The sequence below is a fragment of the Synechococcus sp. UW179A genome (assembly GCF_900473965.1).
Lineage (GTDB): Bacteria > Cyanobacteriota > Cyanobacteriia > PCC-6307 > Cyanobiaceae > Synechococcus_C.
The window spans coordinates 77,914-95,542 of record NZ_UCNJ01000014.1 but is presented as its reverse complement, the minus strand read 5'-3'; the positions used below and the strand labels follow the sequence as shown (position 1 = coordinate 95,542).

The following is a 17,629-nucleotide window of genomic DNA, read 5'->3' as shown; positions in this document are numbered from 1 at the left end:
CTCAGTTGCTGCGGAACGGCATTCCCATCTCGCGGAGGAGGGACCGGCCCTCTTCATCCGAACGGGCAGTCGTGACGATGGTGATGTCCATGCCCCTGATGGCATCGATCTTGTCGAAGGAGATCTCAGGGAAGATGATCTGCTCTCTCACTCCCAGGGTGTAATTGCCACGTCCGTCGAAGCTTTTGGGGCTAACGCCACGGAAGTCACGGATGCGGGGCAGTGCCAGGTTGATCAGTCGCTCGAGAAAGGCGTACATGCGATCGCCGCGAAGAGTCACGGCACAGCCGATCGGCATACCCTCGCGGATCTTGAAGCTCGCGATGGCTTTCTTGGCTCGGGTCACCACCACTTTCTGGCCGGTGATCTGAGCAAGTTCATTCACCGAGGCCTCTAGGGCCTTGGCATTCGCGGCAGCTTCGCCAAGTCCCCGGTTCACGGTGACTTTGACCACCTTGGGGACTTCATGGACATTGGAGAGACTTAGGTCTTTCAGCAATTTGGGCTGAATGGTCTCCCTGTAGCGCTGTTTCAGTGACATGGCTGGGGAATGGGACTTCTGGGCTTGGTCAGAAGGCGGTCCGTGGTGATCAGTCGATCACCTCGCCGGTTTTCTTGAGGCGGCGCTTTTTGCTGCCGTCCTTCTCTGTGATCAGCTCGACTCGGCTGGTCACCTTCTTATCTGTGGAATAGATCATCACGTTGGAGGCATGCAGTGACGCCTCTTCGGTGACGATCCGACCGCTTTCTCCCTCCTGAGTGGGTTTGACGTGGCGGGTGCGCATATTGATGCCCTCCACGATCACGCGGTTTTCATTGGGAAGGGTGCGCAGGACCTCTCCGGTCTTGCCCTTGTCCTTGCCGGTGATGACCTGAACGGTGTCGCCTTTACGTAGACGCATCTTGATGCGCTTCGCTGCGGCGGATTTCGGAGTTGCAGTTGCCATCTCAGATCACCTCCGGAGCGAGGGAGACGATTTTGGTGAAGTTCCGGTCGCGTAGTTCGCGGGCCACAGGTCCAAAGACACGAGTGCCTTTGGGGTTTTTGTCGTCGTTAATGATGACGGCGGCGTTGTCGTCAAACCGGATGGAGTTGCCGGTGTCACGACGCAGCGTGGCTTTGGTGCGGACCACCACAGCCTTGATTACATCTGACTTTTTCACGCCCATGTTGGGCATGGCGTCCTTCACGGTGGCCACAATCACGTCGCCCACATGGGCGTAACGACGATTGCTTCCCAGCACGCGGATGCACTGGATGCGCTTTGCGCCGCTGTTGTCAGCAACCGTCAGAAAGGATTCCTGCTGAATCATTTGTTGACCTCCTCAGCCTTCGGGCTGTGGCTGAGTACCTCGGCGATGGCCCAGCGCTTGTGACGGCTGAGTGGACGGGTCTCGGTGATGCGAACACGGTCACCAACGCGAACGCTGTTGTTCTCGTCGTGAGCTTTGTAACGGGTGGTACGGCTGACCGTCTTCTTGTAGATGGGGTGGGGAAAGCGGTTTTCCACCGCAACCACCACCGTTTTGTCCATCTTGTCGCTGACGACGGTGCCGACCCTTTCCTTGAGTGCCATGGGTATGAAGCGAAGGATCAGGAGGCGGTGGAGCTCTGGCGCTCCTTCTGCACCGTCAGCAGTTGAGCCAGCTTTGTGCGGCTCTGCTTGAAGCGGTGGGTGTTGGCCAGCTGCCTGGTGGCTTGCTGGAAGCGCAGATCGAACAGCTCGCGACGGAGGCCGACGATTTGTTCTGTGAGATCTGCGTCGGAGAGCTGACGCAGTTCGGAGGCATTAGGACGGGCCATGGTCAGGACTCCACGGTGGCGGCAGCAGCGGCCGGAGCTTGCGCACCGGATGTCTGCTCCTGTTCATCGAGAGTGATGAACTTGGTCTTCACAGGAAGCTTGTATTGCGCGAGGCGCATGGCTTCCTTGGCGATTTCGGGGGTGATTTCGTCACCACCCATCTCGAACAGGATCCTGCCCGGCTTGATCACCGCCACCCAGAATTCCGGGTTGCCCTTACCTGAACCCATTCGGGTTTCGGCAGCGCGCATAGTGACTGGCTTGTCAGGGAAGATCCTGATCCAGATTTTTCCGCCACGTTTGACGTAGCGGGTCATGGCACGACGGCTGGCCTCGATCTGGCGCGAGGTGATCCAGCCGCACTCCTGTGCCTGCAGTGCGAATTGACCGAAGGCGATGGTGTTGCCACGGGTGGCGACACCGCGCATGCGGCCGCGTTGCTGCTTACGGAATTTGACGCGTTTTGGACTCAGCATGGTTCAGGCCTCCTGTTCAACCCTCGTTGGAGCGGTCTTCGAACTGTTGGGGCCTGCGACCGGCCCGACGCCGCGGGGTTGCCCCCACAGGCAGCTGTTGCTGGGCTTCATCACCCAGCACTTCGCCTTTAAACACCCAGACCTTGATGCCGAGCACCCCGTAGGTGGTGCTGGCGACCTTGGTGGCGTAGTCGATGTCAGCGCGAAGGGTGTGCAGAGGCACCCGACCTTCACGCGTCCACTCGGTACGAGCGATCTCAGCACCATTGAGGCGACCTGAAACCTGGATTTTTAGGCCCAGAACGCCGGCTCGCTGTGCTCGCTGCACGGCCATGCGGATGGTGCGACGGAATGCCACACGCTTTTCAAGTTGCTGAGCGATGTACTCGGCAAGAAGGAAAGCATCGGCGTCGACACGCTCGACCTCGACCACATTGATCCGAACCTGACGGTTCAGGTCACCGACGGTTTTTTGGATGCCGGAGCGCAGCTCTTCGATACCACTGCCCTGGCGTCCAACCAACACGCCGGGGCGTGCAGTTTTCAGCTCAACTTCAAGCTGATCGGCCTTGCGGGCGATCAGCACATCACTGATACCGGCGGAGCCGTATTTCTTGTGAATGAACTTGCGAATCCGATCGTCCTCCTGAAGGAGGCTCGGATAACTCTTGCTGGGTGCGTACCAGCGTGACCGGTGCTCCTGGGTGATCCCCAGGCGTAAGCCGGTTGGATGGATTTTGTGTCCCATCAGTCGGGGTGCTAGGGGGTCAGGAGTCGGTCTGGGCTGCCACAGCAATGCTGATGTGGCAGGTCTGCTTTTTGATCGCGAAAGCGCGACCTTGGGCACGGGGCCGGTAGCGCTTCATGGATGGACCCATGTCGGCGCTGGCCTGGGAGATCACCAGGGTTGAAGGGTCAAGTCCGAGGTTGTGCTCGGCATTGGCTACTGCAGAACGCAGAACTTTGGTGATGGGACCCGTGGAGCGGTACGGCATGAACTCGAGCATGATCAGCGCATCGCGATAACTGCGACCGCGGATCTGATCGAGCACCCGCCGAACCTTGGACACGGAGCCGCGGATGAAGCGACCGTGGGCTTGGGCGGTAGTTGCCGTTGGGGATGACGTTGTCATGGTCTCAGCGGCCTCCTTTCTTGTCTTTGATGTGGCCTTTGAAGGTGCGGGTGGGGGCGAATTCGCCAAGCTTGTGGCCCACCATCTGTTCGGTCACGAAGACCGGCACGTGGGTGCGGCCGTTGTGAACCGCGATTGTGTGGCCGATCATCAGCGGCAGGATCGTGGAGGCCCTTGACCACGTTTTGATCACCGACTTGTCATCGGCGGCGTTTTGCTTTTCAACCTTGCGAAGCAGGCTGTCGGCAATGAAGGGGCCTTTTTTAAGTGAACGTCCCATGGCGGATTAAGCGAACGACAGAATGGTGAGCGGCATCATGAGTCGCGTCCGCCACGGCTCCGCTTGGACGTCTTACGACGTTTGCGGAGGACGAACTTGTTACTCGGCTTGTTGCGCTTGCGGGTCTTTAGGCCCAGCGCAGGCTTGCCCCAGGGGGTTACAGGACCGGAACGGCCGATCGGAGCTCGGCCTTCACCACCACCATGAGGGTGGTCGCAGGGGTTCATCACACTGCCTCGCACCTGAGGTCGACGTCCAAGCCAGCGACGGCGACCTGCTTTGCCAAGGCTTGTGTTGCGGATCTCCGAGTTGCCGACTTCGCCGATGGTGGCGTAGCACTCACGGCGCACCAGGCGAACCTCAGTCGATGGCAGCTTCAGGGCGACGTAATCGCCCTCCTTGGCCATCACCTGAGCGCTGGCTCCGGCCGTTCGGACCATTTGCCCACCGCGACCGGCGTAAAGCTCGACGCAGTGAACGCTGGAACCGAGGGGAATATCAGAGAGCGGCATGGCGTTGCCGACCTCGATGGGAGATTCAGGTCCCGATACCACGGTCTGACCGATGGTGACTCCAGCAGGAGCCAGGATGTAACGCTTCTCACCATCGGTGTAGAAGAGAAGGGCCAGCCGCGCATTGCGGTGCGGGTCGTAGTGAATGGCGGCCACCTTGGCGGGGACGCCGTGCTTGTTGCGTCGGAAATCGACGATGCGGTATTGCCGCTTGTGGCCACCGCCACGATGGCGACAGGTGATCACACCGCGGTTGTTGCGTCCCTTGCGGCGGTGCTTGGACACCACTAGCGAACGCTCCGGCTTGCGGCCGGTGACTTCACTGAAGTCGGTGACGACCCGGGTGCGGGTACCGGGTGTGTAAGGGCGGAAGGTACGGATTGCCATGACGTTTCAGACCCCTCAGGACTCAGGGAAGAGTTGGATGGAGTTGCCCTCAGCGAGGCGAACCACAGCCTTCTTGACCTGCGAGCGCTTGCCGGCAAATTTGCCGACCCGACGACTGCGGCGGGGAGGATTCATGGTGCTCACGCCGGTAACCTTGACATCAAAAAGCTGCTCAACAGCGGCTTTGATATCTGGCTTGGCAGCTCTGTGATCCACCTCGAAGGTGTACTGGTTCTGTTCCAGCGCTCGGGTGGCTTTTTCAGTGATCAGGGGTCTGCGGATCACATCCGCCAGACGTCCTGTGAAGCGCTCAGTCATCTCCGTAGACCTCCTGGATGGTTGCGAGTGCCTCTTCGCCCAAGACCAGTGAATTGGCATTGAGCAGATCGAAGACGTTGAGCTGGTCTGCCGTGATCAGCTTCACCTTCTCGAGATTGCGAATGGACCGTCGCACAGCCTCGCTGGGAGAGGTGAGCACGATCAAAACCTTCGCGTCTGCAGCAACTCCGAGGCGTCCGAGTGCGTCAACAACTTCACGGGTTTTTGGCGCTTCGAGGGCTGCCCCGAAGTCCTTCACCACGATGACGTCGTCGATGCGCGCCATCAGAGCGGTGCGCAGGGCCAGGCGACGTTCCTTGCGATTCATCGCAAGGTTGTAGGTGCGGGGCTTGGGACCAAACACGATGCCGCCGCCGGGACGAAGGGGAGTACGGATCGATCCCTGACGGGCACGACCGGTCCCTTTCTGCTTGTAAGGCTTGCGTCCGCCACCACGGACTTCCGCACGGGTGAGGGTGCTTGCAGTTCCCTGACGGCTGTGGGCCTGCTGGCGCAGTACCGCACGGTGCATCAGGTCGACGGCGGTGGTTTCCTTGGCCACCTTCAGGTCGAGGGAGGCCTTGCCGGCTTCCTTGCCCTGCCAATCTCGAACAACACAATTGGCCATCACTTACCTCCTTTGGCGGGCTTGGCACCCACACGATTGGCGGGCCGGATGTTCAGTAGCGATCCTGGCTTGCCAGGAACAGAGCCTTTAACCACGAGCAAGTTCCGGTCACTGTCCACCTTGAGGATCGTGAGGGCCCGCGTGGTGATTTTCTTGCCGCCGTAGCGACCAGCCATCCTTTTGCCGGGGTAGATCCGGCCAGGTGTGGTGCCAGCACCGGTTGAACCAGGCTCGCGATGGTTCTTCGAGCCGTGGGTCATCGGACCTCGGCTGAAGCCATGGCGCTTTTGATAACCAGCGAAGCCACGACCCATGGTGTCGCCGCTGACGTCGACCTTCTGGCCTGCCTCGAAATCACTCACGGTGATGGCTCCACCCAGCTCGAGACCCTTCAGGTCGTCGACGCGATATTCACGCAGGTGACGGAGAATCCCTTCGCCGGATTTCGCGAGGTGACCCTTGGCGGGCTTGTTGATCAGCTTTTCGCGTGTTTCGCCAAAGCCGATCTGTACGGCTTCATAGCCGTCAGTTTCAGTGGTCTTGAGTTGGGTGATCCGGCAAGGCCCCGCCTCGATCAAGGTGACCGGGACGGCTTTGCCTTGCTCATCGAAGAACTGGGACATACCCAGTTTCTTCCCAAGGATGCCGATGGACATGGGAGGTAATGACGCCAGCGTGGATAACCTCAGCTGTTGCAACTTGACGCTGCTTGAGCTGTGGCCTGAAGGGCGCTGATTGAGGTGACGCAGTCATGGCCGAATGCTTCAACGGAAACCGCTGGGGCAGTTCGGATTGGGGCTAGCGAGCGAATCAGCTGGCTGGGACTTATTCGACCGATGAGGGTCGGTAGTTTCCCGGCAACGCAACGAATGAAATCGCTGGATTGCACTGGCCTGAAGATCCGGCGCACACGCCGGACCTGCTCTTGGAACTGGAGGCCCGGCTAGCGGACGGGCACAGATCGTCTGAGCAAACAAAAACCCTACACCACTGCCTTCCGGCTTCCATTCATCGCTGATCAGCTGCCAGACTCATCATTATCTGGACTGTTTCCATGCCGCTGCTGCTTTCAGGTCGGGGTTTCCGCCGTGAACTGGAATCCGCCGGTGTCATGGCCGTCCATGCTCCCCTTGAAGGCGGTGCGGAGACGCGTCTGCTGAGGCGACTGCGCGCCGCGGGCTACCGCACGCAGATCTCCTCAGCGCGCGGTCTCGGAGATCCTGAAGTGTTTCTTTTGCAGAAACATGGTGTGCGCCCTCCACACCTCGGACATCAAAGTGTTGGACGTGGTGCGGCAGTTGGAGAGGTGCAGGAGGTCATGCCTCTGCTCGGAGAGATGTTGCTTGGTAATAAGCCTGTTGTTCTTTGGTTGATCGAAGGGCAGGTGTTGTCCCGATCTGAATTGCTTTCCCTGTGTGATCTCTGCCGGCGTGAGCAGCGTTTGAAGGTGGTTGTGGAAATGGGTGGTGCGCGCAGCCTCCGCTGGCAGCCGATGACACGGCTGCTGGGAGCCTGAACGCCTGTCTTCTGCCGGTCACCGGATCATTGATGGCCGGTGATGATGCCCTTGGTGAGGGGCGTTGGGTCAAACTGATCTGTGGGGCCAGCAATCAGGACTTAGCAGCGGTTGCTGATCTGTGTGCTCTATATGCGGTGGCGGGTGTTCAGTGTGTTGATGTAGCCGCCGATGCCGCTGTCGTGAATGCTGCTCGCACGGGTCTCAGCTGGGCCCGTGAACGCACCGGTCACGCTCCCTGGCTGATGGTCAGCGTCAGCGATGGTCGCGATGCCCATTTCCGCAAGGCTGTCTTTGACCCTTCCCGCTGCCCGCCGGATTGTTCTCGGCCATGCGAGAGAGTTTGTCCGGCTGATGCCATCCACGCCGGTCCCGGCGTCGACCCAAGCCGTTGTTATGGCTGTGGGCGCTGCTTGCCAGCTTGCCCCCTTGGACTGATTGAAACCTCCGATCATCGGGTGGGGCTCGATAACCTCGCCCCTTTGCTCGCTGAGCTGCAACCTGATGCGCTCGAGGTTCATACCGCGCCTGGGCGTGTGCAGGACTTTGATCGCACGCTTGAGCAGGTTTCAGCTGCCTCAATCCCTCTGCGAAGGCTGGCGGTGAGCTGCGGTCTTGAGGGGCATGGTCTTCGTCCCCAAGACCTGGTCACGGAGCTCTGGGGGCGCCACGAGGCTTTGCGAAAGCGCGGGTTTCGTCCTCTCTGGCAGCTGGATGGACGTCCGATGAGTGGCGATGTCGGTGCAGGCACGGCCCGAGCGGCTCTGCGTCTCTGGCAGCAGGTTCGGACCAGCGCACCTCCTGGGCCATTGCAGCTGGCGGGAGGAACCAATGGCGCGACAATTGGTTTGCTGGATGGCCTGGGGCTGCCGCGTTCCAGGGGGCCTGCGGGCGTTGCTTTCGGTGGCATGGCCCGTTCGATTGTGCAACCTCTTCTGCAGGAGGCGGAGTCGCGTCGCATCACGCTGCGCGACTGGCCCATGGGCTGGGATAGGGCTCTGGAGCTGGCAAGGGATCTTGTGATTCCCTGGCTTTCACGCCCCTGACTGTCCCGATTGGGGACTCAGTCCTGCTAAAAGGCGGTCAGGTTCTGATGAGCACTGGGAGCCTGGGCCATGAGTACTGAGCGCATCACCGATGATCTGCAGCGACTGCTCGCGCTGTTGCCCACTGACGTCCAGGAAGCTCTTGCGCCGGCGGACCGTCGTGATCAGCTGCTTGAGGTCGTGCTCGATCTCGGTCGGATTCCTGAGGCGCGTTATCCAGGTCGCTCCGTAGAACTCGGCGAACGCTGCCTCGAGCGCCAAGATCTTATTGAGATGGTGAGCAGGATTGGCCAATTCGGCGCCGATAACCGTGCTGGCATCGAGCGAACCCTGCATCGCATCAGCGCCATTCGTAATCGGAGAGGTGATGTGGTGGGCCTCACCTGTCGAGTGGGACGTGCCGTTTTCGGAACAGTCGCCATCGTTCGTGATCTGCTCGACAGCGGTGAGTCATTACTGTTGATGGGGCGCCCCGGTGTGGGCAAGACCACAGCCCTCAGAGAAATTGCCCGTGTTCTGGCCGATGACCTGCACAAGCGGGTCGTTGTGATCGACACGAGCAATGAAATTGCTGGTGACGGAGACATTCCACATCCAGCGATCGGTCGTGCCAGGCGTATGCAGGTGTCCAAGCCTGAACTCCAACATCAGGTCATGATCGAGGCGGTGGAAAACCACATGCCTGAAGTCATCGTGATTGATGAGATCGGCACAGAGCTGGAAGCTCAGGCGGCACGGACGATCGCAGAGCGGGGCGTGATGCTTGTGGCCACCGCTCATGGCAATGCTCTTGCCAATCTGATCAAGAATCCGACGCTCTGCGATCTGGTTGGGGGGATTGAGTCCGTCACCCTGGGTGACGATGAGGCTCGCCGTCGCCGAACCCAGAAAACGGTTTTGGAGCGTGCGGCTGAACCCACCTTTCCGCTCGCTGTGGAGATGCACAGCCGTCATCGCTGGGCCATTCACGATGATGTTGGGCGCACGGTGGATCTATTGCTGCGTGGACAAAGCCCCAGGCCTCAGGAACGCGAATTGATGGCCGACGGAGGCGTCAGGCTTGTCGACCCCGATCCATCAATGCCACAGCCCCCTCAGCGTCGGCCTGCCCTGGCCGTTGTTCCGTTGCCCGACCCAAGGCGTTCCGGTCCGAGCAACCATGGTTCCGAAAAGTCTCCCTCCGTTGCGGCCTCGCGCGAAGTGAAGCTGCAGGTGCTTTGTTGTGGACTGAATCGGCAGCGACTGGAAGAGGCTGTCCGCTGCCATGGCTGGCCTGTCTGTGCCGTTGACGATCTGGCCTGTGCTGATGTGCTGCTGAGCGTGCGTCAAGGGTTGGGACGCCAGCCCGAGCTTCGCCGACAGGCAAGGGAGGCAGGGGTGCCGATTCTTGTGATCAAGTCGGACTCTCTGGCCCAGGTGGAGCGAGCTCTTGAACGCCTGCTCAACCGCCAGACCCTGCCTAGGAAGGACCACGAGCCTGAGACGTCATCAGCCCAACCTGATCGAGATGATGCTCTGGCTGCTCTTGAGGAATGTCGTCTGGCGGTGGAGCAGATTGTGATGCCGCAGGGGCGTCCCGTTGAACTTCTCCCCCGCAACGAGAACGTCCTGCAGATGCAGGCGGATCTTGTGGCGCGTTACAGCCTTCAGAGCGATGTCTACGGATCCAGTGACCAACGACGGCTCAGGGTTTTCCCGCCATGATCAACCACCTAGTTGCCCCAATGCATTGACGAAGGTCACTCCATTGTGAGTAACTATCTGAACCCCAGAGTTGATCTCCGTAGGGAGTCTCAACAATGGATTTAATGGGCCGTCGCCAAGCGGTAAGGCAGCGGGTTTTGGTCTCGCCATTCCTAGGTTCGAATCCTAGCGGCCCAGTTTTTCTTGAACTTCGGTGCTCTCCCCCAGTCTGCTTGTCTTTGATTTTGACGGCGTGATTGTGGATGGGATGAACGAGTACTGGTGGAGTGCTCGTCGTGCCTGCCTGCGGCTGCATCCCGCTGTCGATCTACCTGAGACCACGCCTCCACAGTTCAGGCAGCTCAGGCCCTGGATTCATCACGGTTGGGAGATGGTGCTGATCGCGGCATTGATCTCTGAGCAATGTGGTCCTCTCGAGCAGTTAGGGGTCCAGATGTTTGTGCAGGACTACGCGGCGCATTGCACCGCTGCACTGGAGCGTTTTGGCTGGACTCCTGCCTTGCTGCAGCAGACGCTGGAAGCGGTGCGGGCCGATGCAGTGCGGACCGATCGTGAGGCCTGGCTGGCTTTGCATCAGCCCTATCCGGGCGTGCCTGAACGCTTGAATGCTTTTTCGGAAGAGACCATTGCCTGGGCGGTGCTGACTACAAAGGCACGCGATTTCACCGCCGAGCTGCTCGCCTCAATGGGGCTTAGCCCTGAACGGCTGGATGGCCATGAGTCGGGATCGAAGCCTGAGGTGCTGCGCCGCCTTGCCTGCGACTGGAAACTGAGCGGTTTTGTTGAGGACCGTCGCCCCACTCTGGAAGCCGTTCGCGCCACCCCAGGTCTTGAAGCCTTGCCTTGCTGGCTGGTCAGCTGGGGATATCTGAGACCAACTGATGCAACGGATCTCTCCGGTGCAATTCGCCTACTGCGACCAGAGCAGTTCGAAGCCCCCTTGGCGGACTGGCCCTGATTCGATAACGTACATCTGTACTACGTGAGACGGATGGCCTGGGTCGGGGCACTGGATGATCTGTCCGGTCTCTGATCTCACCGAGGCGTCGGTTCATCCGCCGTCCCGATCAGCTGCCTGCGGCGTTCTTCTGCTCTTTAACTGTTTCAGCCATGCCAGCCGACGTGAAAGCCTCCCAATCCTCCGGTGGAGATCTCCGCCCAGGTGAGCGCGATAAAGCGCTCAATCTCGTGCTCGGTCAGATTGAGCGCAATTTCGGCAAGGGTTCGATCATGCGTCTTGGGGACGCATCCCGGATGAGGGTGGAAACAATTTCCACCGGAGCCCTCACTCTTGATCTCGCTTTGGGTGGTGGATATCCCAAAGGGCGTGTCGTTGAGGTCTATGGGCCCGAAAGTTCTGGTAAGACCACGTTGACCTTGCATGCCATCGCCGAGGTTCAGCGCAATGGAGGCGTCGCAGCCTTTGTGGACGCCGAGCATGCTCTTGACCCGGTTTATGCCGCATCACTGGGCGTGGATGTGGAAAATCTGCTGGTATCCCAGCCGGATACAGGCGAGATGGCGCTGGAGATTGTGGATCAGTTGGTCCGGTCTGCAGCTGTTGACATCGTGGTGGTTGACTCCGTCGCCGCTCTCACGCCCCGTGCCGAGATCGAGGGTGAGATGGGAGACCTTGCCGTGGGTAGTCAGGCCCGTCTGATGAGCCAGGCGATGCGCAAGATCACCGGCAACATCGGCAAGTCCGGATGCACGGTGATTTTCCTCAACCAGCTGCGTCTCAAGATTGGCGTCACCTACGGCAATCCAGAAACCACCACCGGTGGTAATGCCCTCAAGTTCTATGCCTCAGTGCGGCTTGATATTCGTCGTATTCAAACGCTTAAGCGCGGTACAGAGGAGTACGGCATCCGCGCCAAGGTGAAGGTGGCCAAAAACAAGGTGGCTCCTCCCTTCCGCATCGCGGAATTCGACATTCTCTTCGGTCGGGGGATCAGCACGCTGGGTTGTCTGCTCGATTTGGCTGAGGAGACGGGTGTCGTCACTCGCAAGGGTGCCTGGTACAGCTATGAAGGCGACAACATCGGTCAGGGTCGTGACAACACCATTGGTTGGCTGGAACAAAATCCGGAGGCCAAGGATGCCATCGAAGTGTTGGTGCGTCAGAAGCTGACGGAAGGGTCTGAAGTGACGTCCAATTCCATGCGTCCTCTTGCTGCTGCGGCACGTTCGGCAGCTGCCAAGCCTCTGGCCAAGTCCGCTGACGTTGCTGCACCGTCGAAGGACGCAGCCTGATCAGCCCTCCTGGATCTGTGGGGAGCTGCATTCACTGCGGCTTCTCTGAGGATTCCCTGCGATGCGCTGAAGTTCCTGAATGGCTTCTGCGCCTTCGAATTTCACCAGTTCGCGTCCATTGCGGGATTCGACCCAGCTGATCCCGAAGTCAGAGACCAGAAATCGCACCATGTGCTGTTCGCCCAGTTCGGCCATGAATGAGGCTCCGCTTCCGTCATGGCCGTCTTCGCAGACATAGCAGGTTGCGGTGATGCCCTGTTTCCTGAGATTTGCTGCCAGAGCCTGCAAACTCATGACCAGATCGTGGACGACCGAGCGGTACTGCTCGGAAAGTCGGAGGAACACAAAGAACACCATCCAGGTCCAAATGACCCTAAAGGTTTTCTTTTGAATTCAGGGTTCCTGGTGAGCTTTCCCGGTTTTATGGGCTGTCGGCCAGAGTCCAGAATCCGGCAGCAGGGCCGATGAAGCGCACCACGACCCAGAACAGAACTAGGGCTGCGATTCCGATCCAGGCGCCTCGTGTGGTGATGGACACGAACTGTGCTCCCTGGGCGCGGGTCAGCGGCAACCAGGCGATAAACCGCTCAGCGTCTTTGGGGTCGGGCTTGCGCTGGCGAGGTGGTAGTCCCTGACTGGCACGGCGTCGTGCTTCTCCCATCTCAGGCCTCACAAGCTATTGATCAGCCTAGAAGTGACTGTCAGTCTGGACGAAGTCTCTGCAATGAGTCCCAGGGTTCAAGGGCTCGCAGTACCTGCTCTCCCCAGCTGCGTCCTCGCACCCTGCCGTCGAGGATGGCCAGGCGACCGCCGCTGCGCCTCAAAGAGGCAATGGCAGGGATCAGGGTCGCCAGTGCTTCCGGGAGCAGAAGCGTGCGAAACCAATCACGCCCCTGTCGCTTCAGCGACTCCACGCGCGCTGCGGTGAGTGGGTCCTCCAGGCTGGCGATTGGCAACATCGCTGCAATCAGCTGTTCCGGTTCAGGCAGTAGTTGCTGATGGCTCAACCACCAGCTCCAGCTGCAGCAGATCACTCCGTTTGACTCTGGTGCCGTGCTTTCCAGAGTGACCCTGCTGCCGAACTCCGCCGCGAGTTCGCTGCAGAGCCGCTGACGCAGGCCGGGCGCATCCAGAAGCACAACGGTCAATCCGGATCGGCCCAGGATCAGGCGTCGGCTCTGTTCCAGAAGATGGCCGGCGAAAATTTCCGTATTCGGCAATGGCTGACGTCTCGGCAGATAGATCGGGAGAGGTTCTGCACGGGGGGCATCACGCAGATCGATCCGCAGCTCCTCGCTATCGCTGTTTGGCTCTTCGCCATGACGACGACAGCCTCCATCTCCATGGATCAGTGTCCAGGGATGCATCAAAAACAGTGATTCCAGCGTGATCAGTGGTTCCAGCGGCTGCAACTGCCAGCTCCACTGAAGTGTGTTCGGATTCACGCGAGCCCAACTAGCCCATGAAGCTCGGTCCATGGAGACCAGCTGGCACCAAGGTTGTGGGGTTGGGCCAAGCAGTTGCAGCAGATCGCAAACCATGGTCAGAGCGCTCTCGGGCATGGCGAGGTCGCGATTCGTTCCGCCTCCAAGGGCGACAAGCTGCCGGCTCAGGCGTTCGTGCAGATCGAGCAAACCCTCTCCAGCGGATGGAAATGCTGCTCGCAGCTCCTCCCAGTGACAGGAGTCGATCTTCACGGTCATGGCTTGCCGAAGACGGTCTGGCAGCCACTCCGCCTCCGGGATCACCAGATGGTCGTCTGAACGGAGCTGTCCGCTGCGCTGGACATCCAGGAGCTGTTGAGGTGTTAACAGCCAGATCTGGTCTCCGGGCGGGGGATCAAAGCCTGTCCAGCAGCCCAGCCTTAAGCCGCTCTCCAACAGACGTGGTCGTTCAACGTGCAGCAGCCGCTGCTGTTGTGTCGGCTCGAGAACCAGCACGGTGTGATGGCTGCGCAGACTGAGGGGCACCAGCAGGGCCAGCCACCAGCGGTCGCTGCTGCCCGCAGAGAGTTGGATTCGGGTTCGATCCTGTCGTCGCAGGCTTCGGCCCACCAGCCGACTCAGGGTCAGTTGGTGCTCCCATTGACCTGCTTCTCCCCTGAGCAGGTGCTTGAGCTGCTGATGGGCCTGGACTTCCAGCATTTGGCAAGCCTAAGAACCGCTGGGACACTCCTCGGTTCAGGCTGAGCTGTTCCGATCCCTGCAAGGGTCAAGCAACATGGGCTGGATGCGGACAGCGGTGATGGATCAGGAGCGGATCTCAGAACTGGCTGGTTTCAGCAGGGTTGGTGTTGTGGGTCTTGGCCTGATCGGTGGTTCGATCGGCCTTGATCTGCGTGCCCTTGGGATCGGCGTTCAGGGCCTCGTGCATCGAGACACCACAGCGGAGCGTGCCCTCCAGCGTGGGCTGGTCGATGCAGTCAGTTGCGACCCTGCTTGCCTCGAAGGCTGTGATCTTGTCGTACTGGCGTTGCCGCTCGAGGCTTTGCTGCAGCCGCAAGATGTGCTGCTCAAAGCCCTGCCGTCTGAGGCGGTGGTCACGGACGTGGGGTCGGTGAAAGGAGCCGTCCTCGATGTCTGGAGAGATCGCCATCCCCGCTTCGTGGCGTCTCATCCCATGGCAGGGACTGCCGAGTCAGGGGTGAACTCCGGTTGCCGTGGTCTGTTCAGAGGACGCGCCTGGGTTGGAACGCCGGAGGCTGAGACAGATCCCGAAGCCCTAAAGCTGGTGAGAGCTTTGGCTTGCTCGCTCGGCGCGCACTGGATTAGTGCGGATCCGCTCATTCATGACCAGGCCGTTGCCCTGATCTCCCATCTGCCCGTGATGGTGAGCGCAGCACTGCTTCGCGTGCTCGGGGAGGAGAGAGATCCACGCGTGCGTGATCTTGCGCGTCAATTGGCTTCCAGTGGTTTCGCAGACACAACCCGGGTTGGTGGCGGCAATCCAGCGCTGGGAACGGCGATGGCCTGCCGCAATACTTCTGCATTGCTGAAGTCTCTTGCAGCCTATCGATGGAGTCTCGAACAGCTTGAGGAGGCAATCCTCAATGGCCATTGGGCCCAACTTGAGCAGGAGTTAGAAAAAACCCGTGCACTGCGTCCTGGTTTCCTGGAGCCCCCTTCAGATCCTGCTAGGCCGCGATCCTGATGGTCAGGCCTCGTTCAGCCATCAATTGCCTGCATGCCATCAGGGCGGACAGGCTGACGCCGGCGGTTCCCTCTCCGGGATGAATCGAATCACCACATAGCCACAGCTGGGGAATAGGTGTGCGGCTGGCCAGTCCGAAGGGCCCGAAGCGATCCGGGCTCTGCCCAAGACCACCCACCACGCCATTCGGACGACCAGTCCAGTGGGCGAACCCTCTCGGAGTTGCCAGTTCCTGATGCAGCCAGGCGTCATCCGGCAGGTTCAGAGCGGCGTTCACGTCTTGTCGAATTGAATCGCGAAGTTCCCGTTTGCGCTGCTGGTAATCCCTCTCATTCATGTCGTGCCAACCCTTTGGGGAGGTAAAAACGCTGGCGATCACGGTGGCCTGGCCGGTCGGGGCTCGACCGTCACCGTCGTGGCTGATCGACAAGAAGAGTGAGCCGGGGGAGTTTCCATCGCGCTGCAGGTGTCCAGGGCAGTCGTCTGGCAGGTGATGCCGTTCCACAGCGCCGTAGAACACAATCGCTCCGCTTGGCGCCTTCAGGCTGTTCAGGTGCTTGCGGTACTCGTCGGGCATCTGTTCATGGTCTGGAATCAGTGCTGGCAAGCATTGCGGCGGAAGGCTGCAGATGATTTCGCTGGCTCGCAGACATTGCTGCGCATTCGCAGGCGCTTCAACCGTGATCGACCATCCAGGTTGTTCGTCGTCGCGGTCCAGTTTCAGAGCGCGATGGCGCAGAAGCACACGCCCACCATCGCGTTCAAGGGCAGTCGCCAACTGGTCGCTGAGGCTTTGCATCGATCCGTGGAGATGCCATAGACCAAGTGGGGCCTGGCACATCTGCAAAACCGTGGCGCCATAAAGGGCTGCGGTGCGGTCGCTCGGTTGCTGTGAATACAGCCGTAGCTGTAGGTCGAGGAAGCGTCGCAGTCGACGGTCTCCAGCGCATCCGCTGAGTGTCAGCAGATCGGAGACCGTCATCAGACTGAGGGGGGCACAAGCCAGATTTCCGGGGGTCAGCGCAGCCAGGGTGCGGCCAAGATCCCAGCCAGTGCGAACAGGCAGCACTGGATCAGCCGCAGCAAACTGCCAGTTCTGCTGATGAATCCAGCTGCACAGTTGCCAGAAGCGTTCGCTGCCAGGGAATTGCTGGCAGCGCTCTTGCCGCCAGCGCTGAGGATCGTGCCAGAGATGCACCGGAGGCGACCCGTCATTGAGGTCTACTACGCAGCCAGGGTCTAGCCGTACGGCCTCAGGTGGTCGGATGCCAAGGTGCTGGAAGAGGCGTGCATGACTCCCTCCTGGTTCCAGTCCCGCAACCTGTGTGGCACCCACATCAAAAGTGAAGGGACCCCGTCGGAACGTTCCAGCACAACCGCCCAGCTGATGGTGCGCCTCCAGCAGGGTGACGGTCAAACCCTCATGGGCCAACAGGGCTGCGGCGGTGAGACCGGCAATGCCGCCACCGATCACGATCACGTCCTGGACTGGTTCCATCGCGGCATGCTGGCAGCAGAGTTGGATCAGCGTGGATGCGTGATCAGCTGGAACGGGCTCTGGCGACTGCCTCTGAGTTTCTTGAAGGGCGAGAGGTGTTTGGTTTGCGCAGTGTGGGCGGCGGCAGTGTCGGATCCACTTGGCGGCTGACTCTGAATGATGGCGAGGAACTCTTTGTCAAGGTGGCCCATACGGCCAACCTGCTGGCTGAACAGTCCGGCCTGCAGGCTTTGCGTCACTGGGCTGATCCAGCCTTGATCGAAGTGCCCCAGGTGCTGGGTTGTGTTCCACTGTCTGGGAAGTCAGCATTGGTGATGGCTTGGTGGGATCTGAACAGTGGTGATCAGTTCTCTTTGGGTCGGGGGCTGGCGCGGCTGCATCGCGCCTCGTCTGCGGGAGGACCAGGTCGTTTCGGCTGGGATCACGATGGCTTCATCGGTTTGGGTCCCCAGCCCTCTGGATGGTGTGACAGCTGGGGCGATGCTTTCACTCAACTCAGACTTCAGCCCCAGCTTTGCCTGGCCTCTGAGTGGGGGCTAGCTGAGCAGGACTGGGAGTGTCTGCTTCGACCGATCGCTGCATGGCTCAATGGTCATGCCCCTGAACCCTGTCTGGTGCATGGCGATCTTTGGGCTGGTAATGCAGCAGTGCTGGCTGATGGTCGTGGTCTCTTGATTGATCCAGCCAGTTGGTGGGCTGATCGCGAGGTGGATCTGGCCATGACCCGACTATTCGGTGGCTTCTCCCGTCGATTTATGGAGGGCTACAGCAGTGAATGGCCGCTGCCGGATGGCGCAGAACACAGAATTGAAGTTCTGAATCTTTATCATTTGCTGAATCACGCCAACCTTTTTGGCGGTGGATACCAACAACAAAGCCGCAAAATCCTCAAGGATCTGCGGCGCGCCTTGCTCTAAAAAGATC

The 17,629-nt window shown here is 60.0% G+C and carries 24 protein-coding genes and 1 tRNA gene; 8 read left to right on the top strand and 17 right to left on the bottom strand.

Annotation, left to right across the window (positions count from 1 at the left end):
- Window position 1: 1 nt before the first annotated feature.
- Genes rplE through rplC form a run of 13 tightly spaced genes read right to left on the bottom strand, consistent with a single transcriptional unit; the run spans window position 2 to window position 6,194 of the window.
- Window positions 2-541: a 50S ribosomal protein L5 gene (gene rplE, locus DXY31_RS08225; RefSeq protein WP_066904473.1), complete on the bottom strand. Its 540-nt coding sequence runs from the start codon at window positions 539-541 to the stop codon at window positions 2-4.
- Window positions 542-590: 49 nt separating this feature from the next.
- Window positions 591-947 (bottom strand): 50S ribosomal protein L24, encoded by a 357-nt coding sequence (rplX, locus tag DXY31_RS08220; RefSeq protein WP_066904470.1) that lies wholly within the window; start codon window positions 945-947, stop codon window positions 591-593.
- A 1-nt stretch (window position 948) separates the two neighbouring features.
- The gene (gene rplN, locus DXY31_RS08215) at window positions 949-1,314 is read right to left on the bottom strand and encodes a 50S ribosomal protein L14 (protein ID WP_066904467.1); all 366 of its coding nucleotides are present in this window, start codon (window positions 1,312-1,314) and stop codon (window positions 949-951) included.
- Entirely contained in the window at window positions 1,311-1,577 is a 267-nt protein-coding gene (gene rpsQ / locus DXY31_RS08210; RefSeq protein ID WP_114993317.1) for a 30S ribosomal protein S17, read from the bottom strand. Before rpsQ ends, rplN begins: the two co-directional genes overlap by 4 nt.
- Before the next feature lie 17 nt (window positions 1,578-1,594).
- The gene (rpmC, locus tag DXY31_RS08205) at window positions 1,595-1,804 is read right to left on the bottom strand and encodes a 50S ribosomal protein L29 (RefSeq protein ID WP_114993316.1); all 210 of its coding nucleotides are present in this window, start codon (window positions 1,802-1,804) and stop codon (window positions 1,595-1,597) included.
- Between the two features lie 2 nt (window positions 1,805-1,806).
- On the bottom strand, window positions 1,807-2,280 hold the full coding sequence (gene rplP / locus DXY31_RS08200) for a 50S ribosomal protein L16 (protein ID WP_114993315.1): 474 nt from the start codon (window positions 2,278-2,280) through the stop codon (window positions 1,807-1,809).
- Window positions 2,281-2,296: 16 nt separating this feature from the next.
- Complete coding sequence (gene rpsC / locus DXY31_RS08195; protein WP_066904453.1) at window positions 2,297-3,028, bottom strand: 30S ribosomal protein S3; 732 nt, start codon at window positions 3,026-3,028, stop codon at window positions 2,297-2,299.
- Between the two features lie 19 nt (window positions 3,029-3,047).
- Window positions 3,048-3,413 (bottom strand): 50S ribosomal protein L22, encoded by a 366-nt coding sequence (rplV, locus tag DXY31_RS08190; protein WP_066904449.1) that lies wholly within the window; start codon window positions 3,411-3,413, stop codon window positions 3,048-3,050.
- 4 nt (window positions 3,414-3,417) lie between these two features.
- On the bottom strand, window positions 3,418-3,693 hold the full coding sequence (rpsS, locus tag DXY31_RS08185; protein WP_114993314.1) for a 30S ribosomal protein S19: 276 nt from the start codon (window positions 3,691-3,693) through the stop codon (window positions 3,418-3,420).
- Window positions 3,694-3,728: 35 nt separating this feature from the next.
- Window positions 3,729-4,592, bottom strand: coding sequence for a 50S ribosomal protein L2 (gene rplB / locus DXY31_RS08180; protein WP_114993313.1), 864 nt, complete (start codon window positions 4,590-4,592; stop codon window positions 3,729-3,731).
- Between the two features lie 15 nt (window positions 4,593-4,607).
- A complete protein-coding gene (locus DXY31_RS08175; protein ID WP_114993312.1) occupies window positions 4,608-4,910 on the bottom strand; it encodes a 50S ribosomal protein L23 in 303 nt (100 codons plus the stop codon).
- The gene (gene rplD, locus DXY31_RS08170) at window positions 4,903-5,538 is read right to left on the bottom strand and encodes a 50S ribosomal protein L4 (protein WP_114993311.1); all 636 of its coding nucleotides are present in this window, start codon (window positions 5,536-5,538) and stop codon (window positions 4,903-4,905) included. Before rplD ends, DXY31_RS08175 begins: the two co-directional genes overlap by 8 nt.
- Complete coding sequence (gene rplC / locus DXY31_RS08165; protein ID WP_114993310.1) at window positions 5,538-6,194, bottom strand: 50S ribosomal protein L3; 657 nt, start codon at window positions 6,192-6,194, stop codon at window positions 5,538-5,540. Before rplC ends, rplD begins: the two co-directional genes overlap by 1 nt.
- Before the next feature lie 398 nt (window positions 6,195-6,592).
- Here rplC and DXY31_RS08155 point away from each other — a divergent pair, with 398 nt between their 5' ends.
- The 6 genes from DXY31_RS08155 (at window position 6,593) to recA (ending at window position 12,057) form a co-directional block, all read left to right on the top strand.
- A complete protein-coding gene (locus tag DXY31_RS08155) occupies window positions 6,593-7,054 on the top strand; it encodes an NAD(P)H-quinone oxidoreductase subunit N (RefSeq protein WP_114993308.1) in 462 nt (153 codons plus the stop codon).
- A 32-nt stretch (window positions 7,055-7,086) separates the two neighbouring features.
- Window positions 7,087-8,100 (top strand): LdpA C-terminal domain-containing domain, encoded by a 1,014-nt coding sequence (locus DXY31_RS08150; RefSeq protein WP_114993307.1) that lies wholly within the window; start codon window positions 7,087-7,089, stop codon window positions 8,098-8,100.
- Between the two features lie 69 nt (window positions 8,101-8,169).
- Window positions 8,170-9,804 carry an AAA family ATPase gene (locus DXY31_RS08145; RefSeq protein ID WP_114993306.1) on the top strand — a complete coding sequence of 545 codons (1,635 nt, stop codon included), beginning with the start codon at window positions 8,170-8,172 and terminating at the stop codon, window positions 9,802-9,804.
- 105 nt (window positions 9,805-9,909) lie between these two features.
- Window positions 9,910-9,981, top strand: a tRNA-Gln gene (locus DXY31_RS08140).
- Between the two features lie 16 nt (window positions 9,982-9,997).
- Window positions 9,998-10,762, top strand: coding sequence for an HAD family hydrolase (locus DXY31_RS08135; RefSeq protein ID WP_244279646.1), 765 nt, complete (start codon window positions 9,998-10,000; stop codon window positions 10,760-10,762).
- A 152-nt stretch (window positions 10,763-10,914) separates the two neighbouring features.
- On the top strand, window positions 10,915-12,057 hold the full coding sequence (gene recA, locus DXY31_RS08130; RefSeq protein ID WP_114993305.1) for a recombinase RecA: 1,143 nt from the start codon (window positions 10,915-10,917) through the stop codon (window positions 12,055-12,057).
- Here the strand turns inward: recA and DXY31_RS08125 are convergent, their stop codons facing one another.
- The 3 genes from DXY31_RS08125 to DXY31_RS08115 all read right to left on the bottom strand — a co-directional run bounded on the left by DXY31_RS08125 (window position 12,058) and on the right by DXY31_RS08115 (window position 14,201).
- Window positions 12,058-12,402 (bottom strand): DUF1815 family protein, encoded by a 345-nt coding sequence (locus tag DXY31_RS08125; RefSeq protein WP_114993366.1) that lies wholly within the window; start codon window positions 12,400-12,402, stop codon window positions 12,058-12,060. It lies immediately after the preceding gene.
- 76 nt (window positions 12,403-12,478) lie between these two features.
- Window positions 12,479-12,718 carry a DUF2839 domain-containing protein gene (locus DXY31_RS08120; protein ID WP_114993304.1) on the bottom strand — a complete coding sequence of 80 codons (240 nt, stop codon included), beginning with the start codon at window positions 12,716-12,718 and terminating at the stop codon, window positions 12,479-12,481.
- Window positions 12,719-12,758: 40 nt separating this feature from the next.
- Window positions 12,759-14,201, bottom strand: a complete 1,443-nt coding sequence (locus DXY31_RS08115) for a helicase (RefSeq protein ID WP_114993303.1) — start codon at window positions 14,199-14,201, stop codon at window positions 12,759-12,761.
- A gap of 85 nt (window positions 14,202-14,286) precedes the next feature.
- On the opposite strand from DXY31_RS08115, the gene DXY31_RS08110 reads away from it, so the two are divergent.
- Window positions 14,287-15,207, top strand: a complete 921-nt coding sequence (locus DXY31_RS08110; RefSeq protein WP_244279652.1) for a prephenate/arogenate dehydrogenase — start codon at window positions 14,287-14,289, stop codon at window positions 15,205-15,207.
- Here DXY31_RS08110 and crtD read toward each other — a convergent pair.
- Window positions 15,191-16,705, bottom strand: a complete 1,515-nt coding sequence (gene crtD, locus DXY31_RS08105; protein WP_114993302.1) for a C-3',4' desaturase CrtD — start codon at window positions 16,703-16,705, stop codon at window positions 15,191-15,193. The two genes, DXY31_RS08110 and crtD, sit on opposite strands and share 17 nt — an antisense overlap.
- A gap of 35 nt (window positions 16,706-16,740) precedes the next feature.
- Here crtD and DXY31_RS08100 point away from each other — a divergent pair, with 35 nt between their 5' ends.
- Window positions 16,741-17,622, top strand: a complete 882-nt coding sequence (locus tag DXY31_RS08100; RefSeq protein ID WP_114993301.1) for a fructosamine kinase family protein — start codon at window positions 16,741-16,743, stop codon at window positions 17,620-17,622.
- The last annotated feature ends 7 nt before the right edge of the window (window positions 17,623-17,629 follow it).